This window comes from Nocardiopsis oceanisediminis (assembly GCF_048595525.1).
GTDB classification, from domain to species: Bacteria; Actinomycetota; Actinomycetes; order Streptosporangiales; family Streptosporangiaceae; genus Nocardiopsis_A; species Nocardiopsis_A oceanisediminis.
Genome location: NZ_JAFMZJ010000001.1, coordinates 243453 through 257939, shown reverse-complemented (window position 1 = coordinate 257939; position 14487 = coordinate 243453). Strand labels below are relative to the sequence as shown.

Below are 14487 nucleotides of genomic sequence, written 5' to 3'. Positions count from 1 at the left end.
GGGCGGTGCCGCGGCGGCGGCCCGGCGGGGCCCGGTGGGAGCGCGGAGCGGAGAGGAGCGGACCCATGGCGGAACCGGCGTCGGCGGAGGAGCTGATCGCCGCGATCGAGCGCGGCGAGCGGTGGAAGTACCTGTTCTTCTGGGGGCACCGGCCGCGCCGGGACGGCGCCCCCGGCCCCGGCTGCCTGAGCCAGTGGTGGCCGGCGGACTTCACGGTGGACGGGACGGGGTACCGCTCCGCCGAGCACTGGATGATGGCCGGCAAGGCCCGGCTCTTCGATGACGGGCGCGCGCTGGACCGGGTGCTGGCCGCGTCCTCCCCGGCCGAGGCGAAGAACGCCGGGCGCGAGGTCCGCGGCTTCGACGAGGAGCGCTGGCGCGAGCACCGGTTCGGGCTGGTGGTCGAGGGGTCGGTGCACAAGTTCGGGCAGAACCCGGAGATCGGCGGCTACCTGGTCGGGACCGGGGGCCGGGTGCTGGTGGAGGCCAGCCCGCTGGACCGGATCTGGGGCATCGGGCTGGCCGCCGACGACGAGCGGGCCGCCGACCCGGCCCGGTGGCGCGGCGCGAACCTGCTGGGGTTCGCGCTGATGGCGGCCCGGGCGCGGCTCGCGGCCGGGGGGCTCACGCCGGAAGCGGGCGCCGCCACTCCATAGGCACCAGGATCCGCTTGGAGGGGCTGCCGTTCCAGTCCGGTTCCAGGCCGGCCTCGGCCAGCGCGGCGGCCACCTCCCGGCCGACGGCGGCGGTGGTCTCCTCCGAGCCGTCGAAGCCGCCGTAGGCCAGGTGCAGCCCGTGGCCGGCGGACGCGGCGTCGGTGTCCTGGGAGTGGTAGAAGACGAAGCCGCGGTCGCCCTCCTTCCGCTCGTCGCCGATCTCGCCCGTCCCGCACCTGCGGCAGCAGGAGAAGTTCTGCCGGGCGGTGATGCCGCCGGCCTCCAGCGCGGCGAAGGCGGCGTCCAGCCGGTCGTTGTCCGAGGTGCCGGACCACTGCTCCTGCTCGGCGGCGCGGGCCTCCCAGATCGGCTGGAGCAGCCGCCGGGCCTGCACCGGGGCGACCGGCCGGTCGTGCTCGGCCGAGTCCACGATCTCGTCCACGGCCTCCGGGAAGTCCAGGAACCCGCCGCGGACCGCGTCCGTCGCGACCTGCTCGGCGTAGGCGCGGACGTCCGGGTCGAGCGGGACGTCCGGCGGGGCGGCGGTCGGGATCGCGGCGCGCTCCTCCTCCGGCGCCCAGGACCGGATCCGCTCCAGGAAGATCTCGGTCGCCGTGTCGCCCGGGGGGATCTCCACCTCGTCGGCCCGGCTCCCCGGCCCGTACCGCGTCTCCAGGATGTAGCCGCCGTCGGCCTTCCGCATCACCGAGACGGAGGCCTCCTCCCGCTCGGGCAGGGGGGAGCAGATCAGCCAGGTGTCGAGGAAGGAGGATCCGACCGCTTCGACGGCGTCGGACAGCTGCTCCGCGGTCGGGCGTTCGACGGGCTCCCGCGAGCCGTGCCGCTTCAGCACGGCGGGCAGGGGGATCCGGTAGAGCTCCTTCTCGTCCATGGCGGACATCATGCCGTGCCGCTGCGACGATCGCGCACCGCGCGGCCGGGGGCGGCCGGCCCGGCCGCCGCGGGGAAGGACCCGGTCCGGTCGGTCATCGCGCCCTCCGGGTCCGCCGTGCCGGGGGGCCGGCAGGCCGGAGCGGTAGGTTCGCGGCATGAGAGTAGCCGTGATCGGCCTGGGCGACATCGCCCGCAAGGCGTACCTGCCGACCATCGCCGTCCGCCCCGGCGTGGAGCCCTGGCTCATGACCCGCTCGTCCGATCGGCTGGCCGAGACCGCCGCCGCCTACCGGATCCCGGACGAGCGCTGCTTCACCGACCTGGACGGGCTGCTGCGCAACCGGCTGGACGCGGCGTTCGTGCACGCGGCCACCGCCGCGCACGGGCCGATCCTGGAGCGGCTGCTGGAGGCGGGCGTTCCGGCCTACGTGGACAAGCCGATCGCCCCGGAGCTGGCCGCCGCCGAGCGGATCGCGGCCCTCGCCGAGCGGACCGGGACCCCGCTGATGACGGGCTTCAACCGGCGCTACGCGCCCGGCTACCTCGCGGCCCGGGAGCACCCGCGGGACCTGGTGGTCATGCAGAAGAACCAGCCCGGCATCCCGGCCGCCCCGCGCGAGGTGGTCTTCGACGACTTCATCCACGTGGTGGACACGCTGCGCTTCCTCGCCCCGGGGGAGCCGGAGCAGGTCTCGGTGGACGTGCGGACGGCCGGCGGCGCCCTGGAGCACGTGCTGCTCCGGCTGGCCGGCCCCGGCTGGACCTCGATCGGGGCGATGAACCGGGCCAGCGGCGCGAAGGAGGAGCGGCTGGAGGTCTCCGGCGGCGGGCGCAAGCTCACCGTGGTCGGACTCGCCGAGACCGTCTCCTACGAGGGCGACCTGCGCGTCACCCGGCGCGGTGACTGGACCCCGGTGGCCCGGCAGCGCGGCATCGAGCAGATCTGCACCGCGTTCCTGGAGGCGGTGCGGACCGGTGCGCCGCTGGACGTCCGGGACGCGCTCCGCACCCACCAGCTGTGCGAGCGGATCACGGAGGAGGCGGAGGCGGAGATCTGAGCCCTCCGCCCCGATGTTTCACGTGGAACCGGCGGCCCCGGCAGCCGGGGGAAACGGGCGGGGCGCCCCGGCCGGGAGACGGCCGGGGCGCCCCGCTGACGGGGAATCCGCTGCTAGAGGATGATCCGCATCGGGTTCTCCAGGACCTCGGCCAGGTCCTTGAGGAACGCCGCGCCGACGGCCCCGTCGACGGCGCGGTGGTCCACCGAGAGCTCCAGGGCGATGGTGTTGCGCACGGCGAGCTCGCCGTCGTGCACCACCGCGGTGGGCTTCATCGCGCCCACCGCGAGGATCGCCGGCTCCGGGGAGTTGATCACCGCGGAGAAGCTGTCGATGCCGAACATGCCCAGGTTGCTGACGCTGAACGTGCCGCCGCTCATGTCCTGCGGCTTGAGCTTGCCGTCCCGGGCCTTGCCCGCCAGCTCGCGGGTGGAGGAGGAGATGTCGGAGAGGGTCGCCTTGTCCGTGTCGTGCAGGACCGGGACGACCAGGCCCTCGTCGATCGCGACCGCGACGCCGACGTTGATCCGGTGGTGCTGGAACAGCTTGCCGTCCACCCAGGACCGGTTGACCTCGGGGTGCGCCTTGAGGGTGGTGGCGGCGGCCTTGACGATCAGGTCGTTGAAGCTGATCTTGACGCCGGTCTCGGCGAGCTGGGCGTTGATCTGCGCCCGGAAGGCCTTGAGCTCCTCCGCGTCGATCGTGCGGCGCAGGTAGAAGTGCGGGGCCTCCTGCTTGGACTCCACCATCCGGCGCGCGATGGTCTTGCGCATCTGGGTGACCTTGAGCTCCTCGGAGGCGCGCAGGTCGTCGGCGGAGGAGGCGGCGGGAGCGGCGGCCGCGGGGGCCTGGGCCGCCGGGGCGGCGGCCGGAGCGGCGGCGGTGCCCTGCTCGCGGGCGGCCTCGATGTCGGCCCGGACCACCCGGCCCTTGGGGCCGCTGCCCTGGATCTTCTCGATGTCCAGGCCGTACTCCTTGGCCAGCCGGCGGGCCAGCGGGGAGGTGCGCGGGCGGGCCGCCTGCTCGCCCTCGGCCGGGGCGGCCGCGGGGGCGGAGGGGGCCGCGGCGGGCTTCTCCTCCTCGGCGGGCTGCTCCGCCTTCTCCTCGGCCTTCTCCTCGGCGGGGGCGGCGGAGCCGGAGCCGGAGTCGTCCGGCACGGCGTCGGGGCTGTCCCCGATGAAGCCGATCACCGCGCCGATGGGTACCGTCTCGCCCTCGGAGGCGGCCTGCTTGACCAGGTAGCCGTCCTCGTAGGCCTCGTACTCCATGACGGCCTTGTCGGTCTCGATCTCGACCAGCACGTCGCCGGAGGCGACCTTGTCGCCGACCTTCTTGACCCAGGAGCTGATGACGCCTTCCTCCATGGTGTCGGAGAGGCGCGGCATGTAGATCTCGGACATGTGTACTCCCCCTAACCCACGCGCCGGCCGACGGCGTCCAGGGTCTCCTTCACGGCTGCGGTGATCGAGTCGATCGACGGAAGCGCCGCGGTCTCCAGCGGTTTGGCGTAGGGCATCGGCACCTCGGCCATGGCCACCCGGCGGACCGGCGCGTCCAGGTAGTCGAACGCGCCCTCCTGGATGGAGGCGGCGATCTCGGCGCCGATGCCGTAGGTGAGCCAGTCGTCCTCGCAGATGACGGCGGAGTTGGTCTTGCGGACCGACTCGACGACCGTCTCCCGGTCCAGGGGGCGCAGGCTGCGCAGGTCGACGACCTCCACGCTGATGCCCTCCTCGGCGAGGCGCTCGGCGACCTGGCCGGCGACCATGGCCATCCGGGAGTAGCCGATCAGCGTGATGTCGGTGCCCTCGCGGGTCACCGCGGCGCGGCCGATCTCGGCGACGCTCTCGTCGCCCTCGGGGACCTCGCCCTTGGTGTTGTACAGGCCCAGGTTCTCCAGGAAGAGCACCGGGTCGTCGTCCCGGACGGCCGCGCGCAGCATGGACGCGGCGTCGGCCGGGGTGCTCGGGGCGAGCACCTTCAGGCCGGGGACGAAGGAGTAGTACAGCTCGATGTTCTGCGAGTGGGTCGCGCCGAGCTGCTGGCCGCCGCCGCCGGGGGTGCGGATGACCATGGGGACGCTGGTCTGGCCGCCGAACATGCCGTAGATCTTGGCGGCGTGGTTGACGATCTGGTCGATGGCGATCAGCGAGAAGTTGATCGTCATGAGCTCGACGACCGGCCGCAGGCCCAGCATGGCGGCGCCGATGGCGGCGCCGACGAAGCCCTCCTCGGCGATCGGGGTGTCCCGGACCCGCTTCTCGCCGAACTCCTTGAGCAGGCCTTCGGTGATCTTGTAGGACCCCTCGAAGACGCCGATCTCCTCGCCCATCACGAAGACGTCGTCGTCGCGGAGCATCTCGGCGCGGAGCGTGTCCCGCAGGGCCTGGCGGTAGGTGATGACAGACATGAACCCGCTCCTTCTACTGCTCGGCGAAAACCGGGTCGGCGGGCATGCGGCGCGACTCGTTCGCCACGGGGGTGGCGTAGGTGTAGTCGAACAGCGTGGACACCTCGGGGTGCGGGCTGTTCTCGGCGAAGTCGGCGGCGTCGGCCACCTCGGCCTTGACCGACTCGGCGATCTCGGAGTCGAGCTCCTCGGTGAGCACGCCGGCCTCGGTCAGCCGGGCGCGGAACAGCACGAGCGGGTCGTTCTGGTCGTCCTTGGCCTCGGCCCACTGCTCTTCGGTGCGGTACTTCGCCGGGTCCACCACGGAGTGGCCCTTCATCCGGTAGCTGGTGGCCTCCAGCAGGAAGGGGCGCTGCTCGGAGCGGGCGCGCTCGACCAGGTCGGCGGCGGCGTCGCGGACCGCGAGCACGTCGCGGCCGTCCACCCGGACGCCCTCGATGCGGAACGCGGAGCCGCGCTTGTGCAGCTCGGGCTCGGCGGAGGACATCTCGACCGTGGTGCCCATGCCGGTGAAGTTGTTGATCACCACGAAGACGATGGGCAGGTTCCACAGCGCCGCGATGTTCAGCGACTCGTGCCAGGCGCCGATGTTGGTGGTGCCGTCGCCCATCTGGCACATCACGACCTCGTCGCCGCCCCGGTAGGACACCGCGAGCGCGGCGCCGGTGGCCAGCGGCAGCTGGCCGCCGACGATGCCGTACCCGCCGAGCATCCGGGTCTCGGTGTCGTACATGTGCATGGACCCGCCCCAGCCCCTGGACACGCCGGTGGAGCGCCCGTAGAGCTCGGCCATCACCCGGCGGGGGCTCATGCCCTTGCCGATCGCGTAGCCGTGGTCGCGGTAGTTGGTGAAGAGGTAGTCCTCGTCCTTGAGGGCGGTCATCAGCCCCACGACGGTGGCCTCTTCGCCCAGGTTGAGGTGGCAGTAGCCGCCGATGCGGGCCTGGGTGTAGGCCTGGGAGGTGCGCTCCTCGAAGCGGCGGATGAGCAGCATCTGCCGGTAGTAGTCGAGGAGGACCTTGGGCTGCTCGTCGGTGAGGGGCGCGTCGCCCTTGCGGCTCCGCCGGCGGCCGCCCGTGCTCCTGGCGGTGCCGCCGCCCTTCGGCTTGGCCGTGTCAGCCATGCTCGTGCCTTTCTACGTGCGGGATCGGTCCCGGGGCGGGCGGTTTCGGCCCTCCGGGTCCGCTGCCGTGGCCCGCTGTGGGACGTGGACCAGGGCGCAGAGCGCGGGGCCGGGCTCAACGGCTCGGCGCTCGGTGGCTGGTGTGAAGTTGTGGTCCGAGCCGTCTGTACAGCTCGGTTCCCCGCGCGGCCGCGGACATGCCTCGGCCCCGTTCGCCGGAGGAGGAAACCGGTGCGGGGTCCCGCGGGGCGGGTGCCTGTGATGTTGTATCGCGCACACTCTACGGATTGATCGATGATCGATCAATCCGACCCTAAGTGAAATGTCCGGAGAAACCTGCCGCAACCTTGTCCGACGCCGCGGCGTCGGGCCGGTGCCGGGCGCTCAGTGCTCGGCGGTGCGGGACTTCATGGCCGCGTCCACGTAGTTGTGCACATGGTCACTGAGCATCCGGCCGACCGCGGGGTCGCGGGCGATGAACGCCTCGGTGATCTGGGCGTGGTCGGCGGCCTTGGCGTGCAGCTCCATATTGAGCCAGCGGACCGAGAGGCGGGTCCACACCTCCACGCCCAGCGACTCCCAGGTGTGCATCAGCACCCCGTTGCGGGCCGCGAGCACGATCTCGCGGTGGAACTCCACACTGTGCTTGATCTGCTCTTCCACGTCCCCGGCGGCGGTCGCCCGGCGCAGCGCGTCCACCTCGCGGAGCAGCGGGGCGGGGTCGGCGGCCAGCCGTTCGGCGGCGAGTTCGGCGGCGACGCGTTCGAGACCGGCCCGGACGGGATAGATCTCCGCCATGTCCGCGACACCGAACTCGCGCACCCGGGCCCCCTTGTTCGGGACCGACTCGATCAGCCGGAGCGTCTCCAGCTCGCGCAGGGCCTCGCGCACCGGCGCCTGGCTGACGTTGAGCTCCACGGCGATCCGGCGCTCGACGATCCGCTCGCCGGGCTTCCAGCGGCCGGACAGCAGACCCTCCACCAGGACGCGGCGGATCTGCTCCCGCAGCGGGTTACGGGCGATCTCCGCCCCGTCGTCCGGGGTCACGGATCGGTCGACCATCAACGGCCTTTCTGCTCGAAGGACGGGCGCGGTGCACACCGGGCCGAGCGGCCGCAACCGGTCGCTCCCGGCCGGCCGAACGCGCACGGCAGGGGTGCCTGCAGGTGAACTTCACCTGCGGACTCGCTGACCGCACGGCAAAGTACGAGGTTGGGACGATCGTATTCAACAGGGCGTCGGGTGCCGTGACGCGGCGGAGCGCTATGCTCTCCTGTCGGAAATGTTCGATCAAAGCCGGGTACCGTGGACCGATGGCCCCGGACCGGCAGCCGACCGGCCCCGCCCCCTGCGGGCCGAGACGGCCCCGGTGCACCGCGCGCCCCCTGACCGCGGCGGTGACCGAGGCGGCCCTCCCGGCGGCCCGGGCGCTCTGACCTCGCGCCCCCGTACTCCCCGACCCCGAGCCCCTGCCGAGCCCAGTCCGAGCGGCGAGCCCGTCCCCCCGAAAGCACAGCAGTGCCGCAGGCCAGCCCACGAAACGTGAGACAGCACTGAGCACACATGATGCACATATCGCGGATCAGGTCGACCCCGTCGCCGAGTACGGGCGGTTCGACACCCTCTCCCCATAGACCGCTGCGCGTCCTGGACGCGGTTCCCCGCCTGCCCGCGAGGATCTCGCGGGGATCGGGCGCACCGCGCGTGACGTGGCCCAGTGTGAGCGAGATCGCCTGGGGGATCGCGTCGGACAAGATCGCCATCGTGATGGCCGTGCTCCTCATCACCATGACGATGCTCTCAGCCGGCCCGTTGCACCCTATCGACAATCTGATCAACAACGCACCCCGGCCGTACTGGGACGAGCTCCGCACCTTCCTCATCATCTGGCCGGACACCGTCGCCTCCCGGTTCGTGGCGATCCCGGTGCTCGCGGTGACCGCGCTCCAGCTCGCCTACTGGCACCGGTCCTGGCGGCCGATCATCCTCGGCGGCGTCGGCGTGGTCGGCATGATGGGCCTGGTCGCGTCGATGAAGCTGCTGCTCGCCCGGAACCACCCGCGCACCGGCGACCCCGCGTTCTTCGGCGACGCCGGCGGCGTCTCCTTCCCCTCCGGGCACGGCGCCAACGCCATCCTCATCTACGGCCTGGTGCTGTTCCTGATCATCCGGTACAGGGCGGCCCGCCCGCACATCGTGCGCCGGCTGGGCTACTGCATCGTCGGCATCGCGATCCTGCAGTCGCTGGTCTCCACCTACCTGCACTTCCACTGGTTCACCGACCTGGCCACCGGGATGATCGCCGGCGGCCTGTCGCTGCGGATCGTGATGCGCCTGGACGCGCTCATCCCCGGCGGGCGCACCACCATGTGGTGGCCCTGGTACGGCGGCAGCTTCTGGAGCGCCGACCCGCCCGCCTCCGAATCCGGCGACGGCGACGGACCGGCCCGGGCCGAGGTCGCCTGAGCCCGCCGCGGAGGCCCGGTACCGGAGCGCCGATCCGGGGTTATCCGGGGGCCGCTGCGGTATGACCCTCTTCGGGGCCGGGCGCCGGGCGGAACGCGCGGGGAACGGCTACCATCGGCCGTTCCGGTCCCGGCAGGACCGGACCTGGGCGGTCCGGCGGCCACCGGGCGCGAGAGGGTGAGAGTGGCGATGGAGCAGGTCGAGGTCGCGATCGTCGGGGGCGGGCTGTCCGGGCTCGCCGCGGCGCGGCGGCTGCGCGCGGCCGGGGTGCCCCGGGTCGCCGTCCTGGAGGGAGCCGCCCGCCCGGGCGGCCGGGCGACCGTGATGGCCGACGCCCCGCTCAACGGGTACGCCCCGGGGAGCATGTGGCTGCGCAGGGCGGACCGGGAGCTGGTCCGGCTCGCCGGGGAGCTGGGCGTGCCGGTGCGCGACACCGCGCTGGACCGCTCCTATGACGACCTGTGCATGGACGACGACGGCGACACCCGGGTCAGCCGGGACAACATCCCGCTGGACGTCACCTGGTGGACCCGCCTCCGCAAGGACCTGCTGATCAGCAGGGTGGTGCGGATGGCGGAGAAGATGGACTTCGTCTGCCCCTGGCGGCACCCCAAGGCCGAGGAGCTGGACCAGCGCTCGGTGCACGCCTGGCTCCGCGAGCACTCCTCCGACCGGGAGCTGCTCACCCTCCTGGAGGAGAACCTCACCGTGGAGGCCTGCACCCCGGCCGAGCGGATCAGCATGCTGTGGCTGCTCGCGCACATCGGCCCCACCCCGGTCCCCGACGCCCACCCGCTCCGGCTGGACCCGGTGCTGCTGGCCGGCCGGCTGGCCGCCGAGGTCGGCGCGGACCCGGGGATCAGCGTGCGCACCGGGCACCACGTGGCGGAGGTGGACACCTCCGGGGAGCGGATCCGCGCCTCCGGCGACTGGGGCCGGATCGAGGCGGACCAGGTGATCATGGCCGTATCCCCGGCCGACGCCTACCGGGTCGCCTTCCGCCCGGAGCCGGCGCCGAGCCGGCGGCGCTTCCAGCGGGAGTGGCCGCAGGCCGAGATCATCCGCACCGAGGTCATCTACGAGCGGCCGTTCTGGCGCGAGGCCGGCCTCTCCGGCGACGCCTACTTCGACGAGGGCATCCCCGCCTACACCATCGACGACAGCCCGCCCGGGGACCGCTTCGGCCGGCTGATCGCGCACACCTACACCTTCGGCGCGGCCAGCCCGCTCGGCGCGGACCAGCGCGTCGCCGAGTCGCCGGAGCGCCACCGCGAGGTGCTGCTGCGCAACCTGGAGGGCGCGTTCGGCGACGAGGCCGCCGAGCCGGTGGCACTGGCGCAGTCGGTGGCCTCGCCGGGCACCTACAGCCGGGCCTACCAGTCGCCGATGCCGCCCGGCTTCCTCACCGAGTACGGGCCGCTGCTGCGCGAGCCCTCCGGGGCGGTGCACTGGGCGGCGGCCGAGACCTCCGGCTTCCCGGAGAACAGCACCCTGGAGGGGGCGCTGACCAGCGCCCGGCGCGCCGCCGACGAGGTGCTCCGCCGCCGTCAGTCGGTGTCCAGCGGGGCGCCGCAGCGGGCGCAGTAGCGGGCGTCCGACTCCTCGGAGAGCCGGCCGCACAGCGCGCAGACCCGGTCCAGCCGGCAGGCCGGGTCCCCGCCCGGCGCCGCGCCGCCGGACCCGGCCGGGGCGGGGCGGCGGCGGTGCACCGCCAGGTACTCCAGCCCGTCCGGGCCGGCGGTGAGCTCGGCCGGGGAGCCGTGCGGGAGCCAGACCGGGACCCCGGCCCGCACCTCGGCGCCGCCGTCGCCGAGGTCCAGCAGGCCGCCGCCGGAGAGCGGCACCAGCAGCACGTCCAGCCCTTCCCCGGCGGGGTGCGCGGTGCCGCCGGGCGGCAGCCGGAAGGATGCGGCGTCCAGCGGGCGGGGGAGGGCGTCCAGCCGCCAGAGCCGCTGCGGGGGCGCGGGGTCGCTCGGCACGGGATCCTCCAAGCGGGGTTCCGGGGCGGGGCGGACCTCCGAGCCTACCCCGGCCGTCCGGATAATCCGCATCGGGGATACGGGTTTGTTAGCCTCGTTCCGTGCGGTTGACCAAGTTCACGGACCTGTCCCTGCGCGCGGTGATGCGCCTGGCGGCCTCCGGCGGCGACGAGCCCCTGACCACGCGCGAGGTGGCCGAGGGGATGGACGTGCCGTACACGCACACGGCCAAGGCGGTGACCCGGCTGCGCGAGCTGGGCGTGGTGGAGGCCCGGCGCGGCCGCGGCGGCGGCCTGGTGCTCACCCCGTTCGGCATGCGCGCCTCGCTCGGCTGGCTCGTCCGCGAGCTGGAAGGGGAGGGCGAGGTGGTGGAGTGCGAGGGCGAGGCGCCCTGCCCGCTGCGCGCGGCCTGCCGGCTGCGCGGCGCGCTGCGCGAGGCGCAGCAGGCCTTCTACGCCTCCCTGGGCGGGCTGACCGTGGCCGACCTGGTGGCCGCGCCCACCGGGCCGGTGCTGGTCTCGCTCGGCCCGCGGCGCGGCGGCTGAGCCGGCCGGGCGAACCCGGACCCCGGATCGAGGGGATCGGCTCCCGATGGTAAATACGAATATGAGATACCAATTAAGGAGTCGTCCATGACCGTGCCCATGCTCTCCGAGCGGTCCGCCCCCGTCGTCCGCGCCACCCTCCCCGCGGTCGGGGCCGCGATCGAGGACATCACCGACCTCTTCTACCGGCGGATGTTCGCCGCCCGCCCGGAACTCCTCCGCGACCTGTTCAACCGGGGCAACCAGGCCGGCGGCGAGCAGCGCCGGGCGCTGGCCGGGGCGATCGCCGCCTTCGCCGCCGCCCTGGTGGAGCGCCCCGGAGAGCTCCCCGAGCAGATGCTCTCCCGGATCGCGCACAAGCACGCCTCGCTCGGCGTCACCGCCGACCAGTACAAGATCGTGCACGAGCACCTGTTCGCCGCGATCGCCGAGGTGCTCGGCGACGCGGTCACCCCGGAGGTCGCCGAGGCCTGGGACGAGGTGTACCGGCTGATGGCCGAGGTGCTGATCGGCGCGGAGGCCGGCCTCTACCGGGAGGCGGGCACCGCCGAGGGCGACGTGTTCCGGGCGATGGAGGTCACCGGCCGCCGCGAGGAGGCGGACGGCGTCCTCGCGCTCACCCTGCGCCGCCGCGACGGCGCGCCGCTCCCGGCGGCCCGCCCCGGCCAGTACGTCAGCGTCCAGGTGGAGCTGCCCGACGGCGCGCACCAGATCCGGCAGTACAGCCTCACCTCGCGGCCCGGCGCCGAGGAGTGGGCGATCTCGGTGAAGCGGGAGCTCTCGGAGGACGGCCCGGACGGGGAGGTCTCCGCCTGGCTGCACGAGCACGCCCGGCCCGGCACCGGGCTGCGCGTCTCGCACCCCTTCGGCGACCTGGTCCCGGCGGACGGCGACGGCCCGCTGCTGCTGGCCTCTGCGGGCATCGGCTGCACCCCGGTGCTGGCCATGCTCGGCCACCTCGTCCACACCGGCGCGACCCGCCCGGTCACCGTGCTGCACGCCGACCGGGCGCCCGCCGCGCACGCCCACCGCGCCGAGCTGCGCCGCCTGGTCGACGCGATCCCCGGCGCCGAACTGCACCTCTGGTACGAGGAGCCGGGCGACTCCGCCCCGGAGGCAGCGCGGGGCCGCGCCGACCTGTCCGCCCTCGACCTCCCCGAGGGCCTCACCGCCTACCTGTGCGGCCCGCTGCCGTTCATGCGCGGCCTCCGCACCGACCTGCTGCGGCGCGGGGTCCCCGCGGACTCCGTCCACTACGAGGTCTTCGGCCCCGACCTCTGGCTCGCCGCCGACTGACCGGCCGCTTCCGGAGCGGCCGCCGCAGCCCGGCCCCGGCGCCTCCGCGGCGGAGCGGAGACGGGAGAGCGGGGGCCGCGCGGTCTCCGGTCGCAGGGGTTCCCCCGCACGGCTCCGCCCGAGGGCGCGGGCACCGTCGCCGGTGTCCGCCGGGGCCGGCCGCAGCGGGGCGTCGCCGGCCGCCGGGAGCGGATCGCCGGCGGGCCCGGCGCGGGGGCGCCGCCACCGCGGCGCCCCACCGCCGGTCAGGCGGGGTGTCCGCCGTAGGGGACCGCCTTGACCAGGGTGACCCGGAAGGTGCGGCCGTTGGGCGCGAGGTAGGAGCGGGTCTCGCCCTGGCGGGCGCCGACCAGGGCGGTGCCCAGCGGGGACTCCGGGGAGTAGACGGTGATCCCCTCGGTGTCGGCCCGGTCGCGCACGCCGAGCAGGAAGGTCTCCGGCTCCTCGCCGCCCTCGTACCGGACGGTCAGCACCATGCCCGGCTCGGCGATGCCGTCGTCCGGCGGGGCCTCGCCGACCACGGCGTTCTTCAGGATCTCCTCGATCCGGGTGATCCGCGCGTCCCGGGCGTCCTTGTCCGGGATGTAGTCGAACTCGCCGGGGCCGGCGCCCTCCTCCGGGGCGCCGCCGGAGAGCAGCGCCAGCTCCCGGGTGAGCCGGTCGTGGGCGGACGGGGTCAGCCAGGTGCGGCCGGAACGGGACATGGGTCCTCCTGGAATACGGGTGCGCTCCGCCTCCTCGAAGGCGGAGCGCGTACGGAAAACGGGAGCGGGGGAGGGCCGCCGGCGGCCCCCGGGTCACCGGGTCGGGTCGAAGGGCCGCAGCTCGGCCGGGGTGCGCCCGGTGGCGATGGCGCGGGCCAGCAGCCGGCCGGTGACCGGGCCGTGCGTCAGCCCCCACATGCCGTGCCCGCCCGCGGCGTACAGCCCCGGCACGGCGGTGGCGCCGATCAGCGGCAGGCCGTCCGCGGTGACCGGGCGCGGCCCGACCCACTCGTCGCTGCGCGCGGACAGGTCGACGCCGTCCAGGTAGGGCAGCGCGGACGCGGCGATCGCGTCGGCGCGGGCCCGGTCCAGCGGAGCGTCCGGGCGGCGGAACTCCATCGTCCCGGCGACCCGCAGGCCGCCGCTGTAGGGGGTGCACGCCACCCGGGCCTCCGGCAGGTAGACCGGGCCGGGCACCGGCTCGTCGAGCGGGACCGTGAAGCTGTACCCCCGGCCCGCGCTCAGCGGCACCCGGATCCCCCAGGACCGGCCCTGCCGGCCGAGCCAGGCGCCGGTGGCGGCGACCACCGCGTCGGCGGTCTCCACCTCGCCGTGCGCGGAGTGCACCGAGAGCGATCCGCGGGTCTGCTTCAAGCCGCTGACCTCGAAGCCCTCCACGACGGTCCCGCCGCGGCGGCGTACCGCGCCGGCCAGCGCGTGGGTGAACGCGCCCGGGTCGATGTAGCGCTGCCGGTCCAGCCGGACCGCGGCGCGCACCTCCGACGAGGCCTGCGGGACCGCCGCGCGGGCGGCCTCCCCGGTCAGTGCGGAGAACCCGATCGGCAGCCCGGTCCCGGCCGAGTGCCGCAGCTCGACCAGGAGCCGGGCCGCGGCCCGCTCCGAGGCGAACAGCGCGGTGATCGGCGCCGAGTGCGTCGGCGCGGCGACGCCCCCGTCGGCCAGCTCGTCGTAGGCGTCCAGGCAGGCCCGGTTGAGCGGCAGGTTGCCGCGGAGCGCGCGGTCCCAGGCGGCGGGGCGGCAGTGCGCGGCGAACAGCGCCAGGAAGCGGAGCAGCTCGGTGTCGGCGGTCGCCGGGACGTACAGCGGCGCGCGCGGGTCGAGCAGCGCGCGCACCCCGTAGCGGAGCACCGCCGGCTCGTTCAGCGGGACGGCCAGCCCGGGGGAGAGCCACCCGGCGTTGCCCCAGGAGGCGCCCGCGGCGATCCGGTCCCGCTCGACCACGGTCACCTCGACGCCCTGCTCCTGCAGGAACCACGCGGTCGACAGCCCGACGATCCCCGCACCGACGACGACCGCGGAGCGCGGCGCCCCGGTGCCTCCGGCACCACCCATGAC

At 74.3% G+C, this 14487-nt stretch carries 14 protein-coding genes; 6 read left to right on the top strand and 8 right to left on the bottom strand.

The annotated features are described in order from the left end of the window. The first annotated feature begins 65 nt into the window (after positions 1–65). Complete coding sequence (locus J0910_RS01480) at positions 66–656, top strand: NADAR family protein (RefSeq protein ID WP_420156702.1); 591 nt, start codon at positions 66–68, stop codon at positions 654–656. On the opposite strand, the gene J0910_RS01475 is transcribed toward J0910_RS01480, so the two are convergent. Beyond that, on the bottom strand, positions 625–1548 hold the full coding sequence (locus J0910_RS01475; RefSeq protein WP_420156701.1) for a DUF6891 domain-containing protein: 924 nt from the start codon (positions 1546–1548) through the stop codon (positions 625–627). The genes J0910_RS01480 and J0910_RS01475 overlap by 32 nt on opposite strands. Before the next feature lie 157 nt (positions 1549–1705). On the opposite strand from J0910_RS01475, the gene J0910_RS01470 reads away from it, so the two are divergent. Continuing rightward, positions 1706–2608 (top strand): Gfo/Idh/MocA family protein, encoded by a 903-nt coding sequence (locus J0910_RS01470; protein WP_420156700.1) that lies wholly within the window; start codon positions 1706–1708, stop codon positions 2606–2608. 113 nt (positions 2609–2721) lie between these two features. Here the strand turns inward: J0910_RS01470 and J0910_RS01465 are convergent, their stop codons facing one another. The 4 genes from J0910_RS01465 to J0910_RS01450 all read right to left on the bottom strand — a co-directional run bounded on the left by J0910_RS01465 (position 2722) and on the right by J0910_RS01450 (position 7203). Then, positions 2722–4008, bottom strand: a complete 1287-nt coding sequence (locus tag J0910_RS01465) for a dihydrolipoamide acetyltransferase family protein (protein WP_420156699.1) — start codon at positions 4006–4008, stop codon at positions 2722–2724. 11 nt (positions 4009–4019) lie between these two features. After that, positions 4020–5018, bottom strand: a complete 999-nt coding sequence (locus J0910_RS01460; RefSeq protein WP_420156698.1) for an alpha-ketoacid dehydrogenase subunit beta — start codon at positions 5016–5018, stop codon at positions 4020–4022. Between the two features lie 13 nt (positions 5019–5031). Further along, positions 5032–6141, bottom strand: a complete 1110-nt coding sequence (gene pdhA / locus J0910_RS01455; RefSeq protein WP_420156697.1) for a pyruvate dehydrogenase (acetyl-transferring) E1 component subunit alpha — start codon at positions 6139–6141, stop codon at positions 5032–5034. Between the two features lie 384 nt (positions 6142–6525). Further along, entirely contained in the window at positions 6526–7203 is a 678-nt protein-coding gene (locus J0910_RS01450) for a GntR family transcriptional regulator (protein ID WP_420156696.1), read from the bottom strand. A gap of 657 nt (positions 7204–7860) precedes the next feature. On the opposite strand from J0910_RS01450, the gene J0910_RS01445 reads away from it, so the two are divergent. After that, complete coding sequence (locus J0910_RS01445) at positions 7861–8607, top strand: phosphatase PAP2 family protein (protein ID WP_420161862.1); 747 nt, start codon at positions 7861–7863, stop codon at positions 8605–8607. 189 nt (positions 8608–8796) lie between these two features. Further along, complete coding sequence (locus J0910_RS01440; RefSeq protein ID WP_420156695.1) at positions 8797–10194, top strand: flavin monoamine oxidase family protein; 1398 nt, start codon at positions 8797–8799, stop codon at positions 10192–10194. Here J0910_RS01440 and J0910_RS01435 read toward each other — a convergent pair. After that, complete coding sequence (locus J0910_RS01435; protein ID WP_420156694.1) at positions 10155–10586, bottom strand: hypothetical protein; 432 nt, start codon at positions 10584–10586, stop codon at positions 10155–10157. The two genes, J0910_RS01440 and J0910_RS01435, sit on opposite strands and share 40 nt — an antisense overlap. A gap of 101 nt (positions 10587–10687) precedes the next feature. Between J0910_RS01435 and J0910_RS01430 the strand changes: the two genes are divergently transcribed. Together J0910_RS01430 and J0910_RS01425 are read left to right on the top strand one after the other, a co-directional pair. Further along, the gene (locus J0910_RS01430) at positions 10688–11131 is read left to right on the top strand and encodes an RrF2 family transcriptional regulator (RefSeq protein WP_420156693.1); all 444 of its coding nucleotides are present in this window, start codon (positions 10688–10690) and stop codon (positions 11129–11131) included. A 99-nt stretch (positions 11132–11230) separates the two neighbouring features. Continuing rightward, positions 11231–12427 (top strand): globin domain-containing protein, encoded by a 1197-nt coding sequence (locus J0910_RS01425; protein ID WP_420161861.1) that lies wholly within the window; start codon positions 11231–11233, stop codon positions 12425–12427. Between the two features lie 245 nt (positions 12428–12672). On the opposite strand, the gene J0910_RS01420 is transcribed toward J0910_RS01425, so the two are convergent. Together J0910_RS01420 and J0910_RS01415 are read right to left on the bottom strand one after the other, a co-directional pair. Then, entirely contained in the window at positions 12673–13131 is a 459-nt protein-coding gene (locus tag J0910_RS01420; RefSeq protein WP_420156692.1) for a GreA/GreB family elongation factor, read from the bottom strand. A gap of 93 nt (positions 13132–13224) precedes the next feature. Beyond that, the gene (locus tag J0910_RS01415) at positions 13225–14484 is read right to left on the bottom strand and encodes an NAD(P)/FAD-dependent oxidoreductase (RefSeq protein ID WP_420156691.1); all 1260 of its coding nucleotides are present in this window, start codon (positions 14482–14484) and stop codon (positions 13225–13227) included. Positions 14485–14487: the final 3 nt, after the last annotated feature.

Coding starts and splice junctions, on each gene's coding strand:
- J0910_RS01480 (WP_420156702.1), top strand. CDS start 66: ATGGCGGAACCGGCGTCGGCGGAGGAGCTGATCGCCGCGATCGAGCGC.
- J0910_RS01475 (WP_420156701.1), bottom strand. CDS start 1,548: ATGGACGAGAAGGAGCTCTACCGGATCCCCCTGCCCGCCGTGCTGAAG.
- J0910_RS01470 (WP_420156700.1), top strand. CDS start 1,706: ATGAGAGTAGCCGTGATCGGCCTGGGCGACATCGCCCGCAAGGCGTAC.
- J0910_RS01465 (WP_420156699.1), bottom strand. CDS start 4,008: ATGTCCGAGATCTACATGCCGCGCCTCTCCGACACCATGGAGGAAGGC.
- J0910_RS01460 (WP_420156698.1), bottom strand. CDS start 5,018: ATGTCTGTCATCACCTACCGCCAGGCCCTGCGGGACACGCTCCGCGCC.
- pdhA (WP_420156697.1), bottom strand. CDS start 6,141: ATGGCTGACACGGCCAAGCCGAAGGGCGGCGGCACCGCCAGGAGCACG.
- J0910_RS01450 (WP_420156696.1), bottom strand. CDS start 7,203: ATGGTCGACCGATCCGTGACCCCGGACGACGGGGCGGAGATCGCCCGT.
- J0910_RS01440 (WP_420156695.1), top strand. CDS start 8,797: ATGGAGCAGGTCGAGGTCGCGATCGTCGGGGGCGGGCTGTCCGGGCTC.
- J0910_RS01425 (WP_420161861.1), top strand. CDS start 11,231: ATGCTCTCCGAGCGGTCCGCCCCCGTCGTCCGCGCCACCCTCCCCGCG.
- J0910_RS01420 (WP_420156692.1), bottom strand. CDS start 13,131: ATGTCCCGTTCCGGCCGCACCTGGCTGACCCCGTCCGCCCACGACCGG.
- J0910_RS01415 (WP_420156691.1), bottom strand. CDS start 14,484: ATGGGTGGTGCCGGAGGCACCGGGGCGCCGCGCTCCGCGGTCGTCGTC.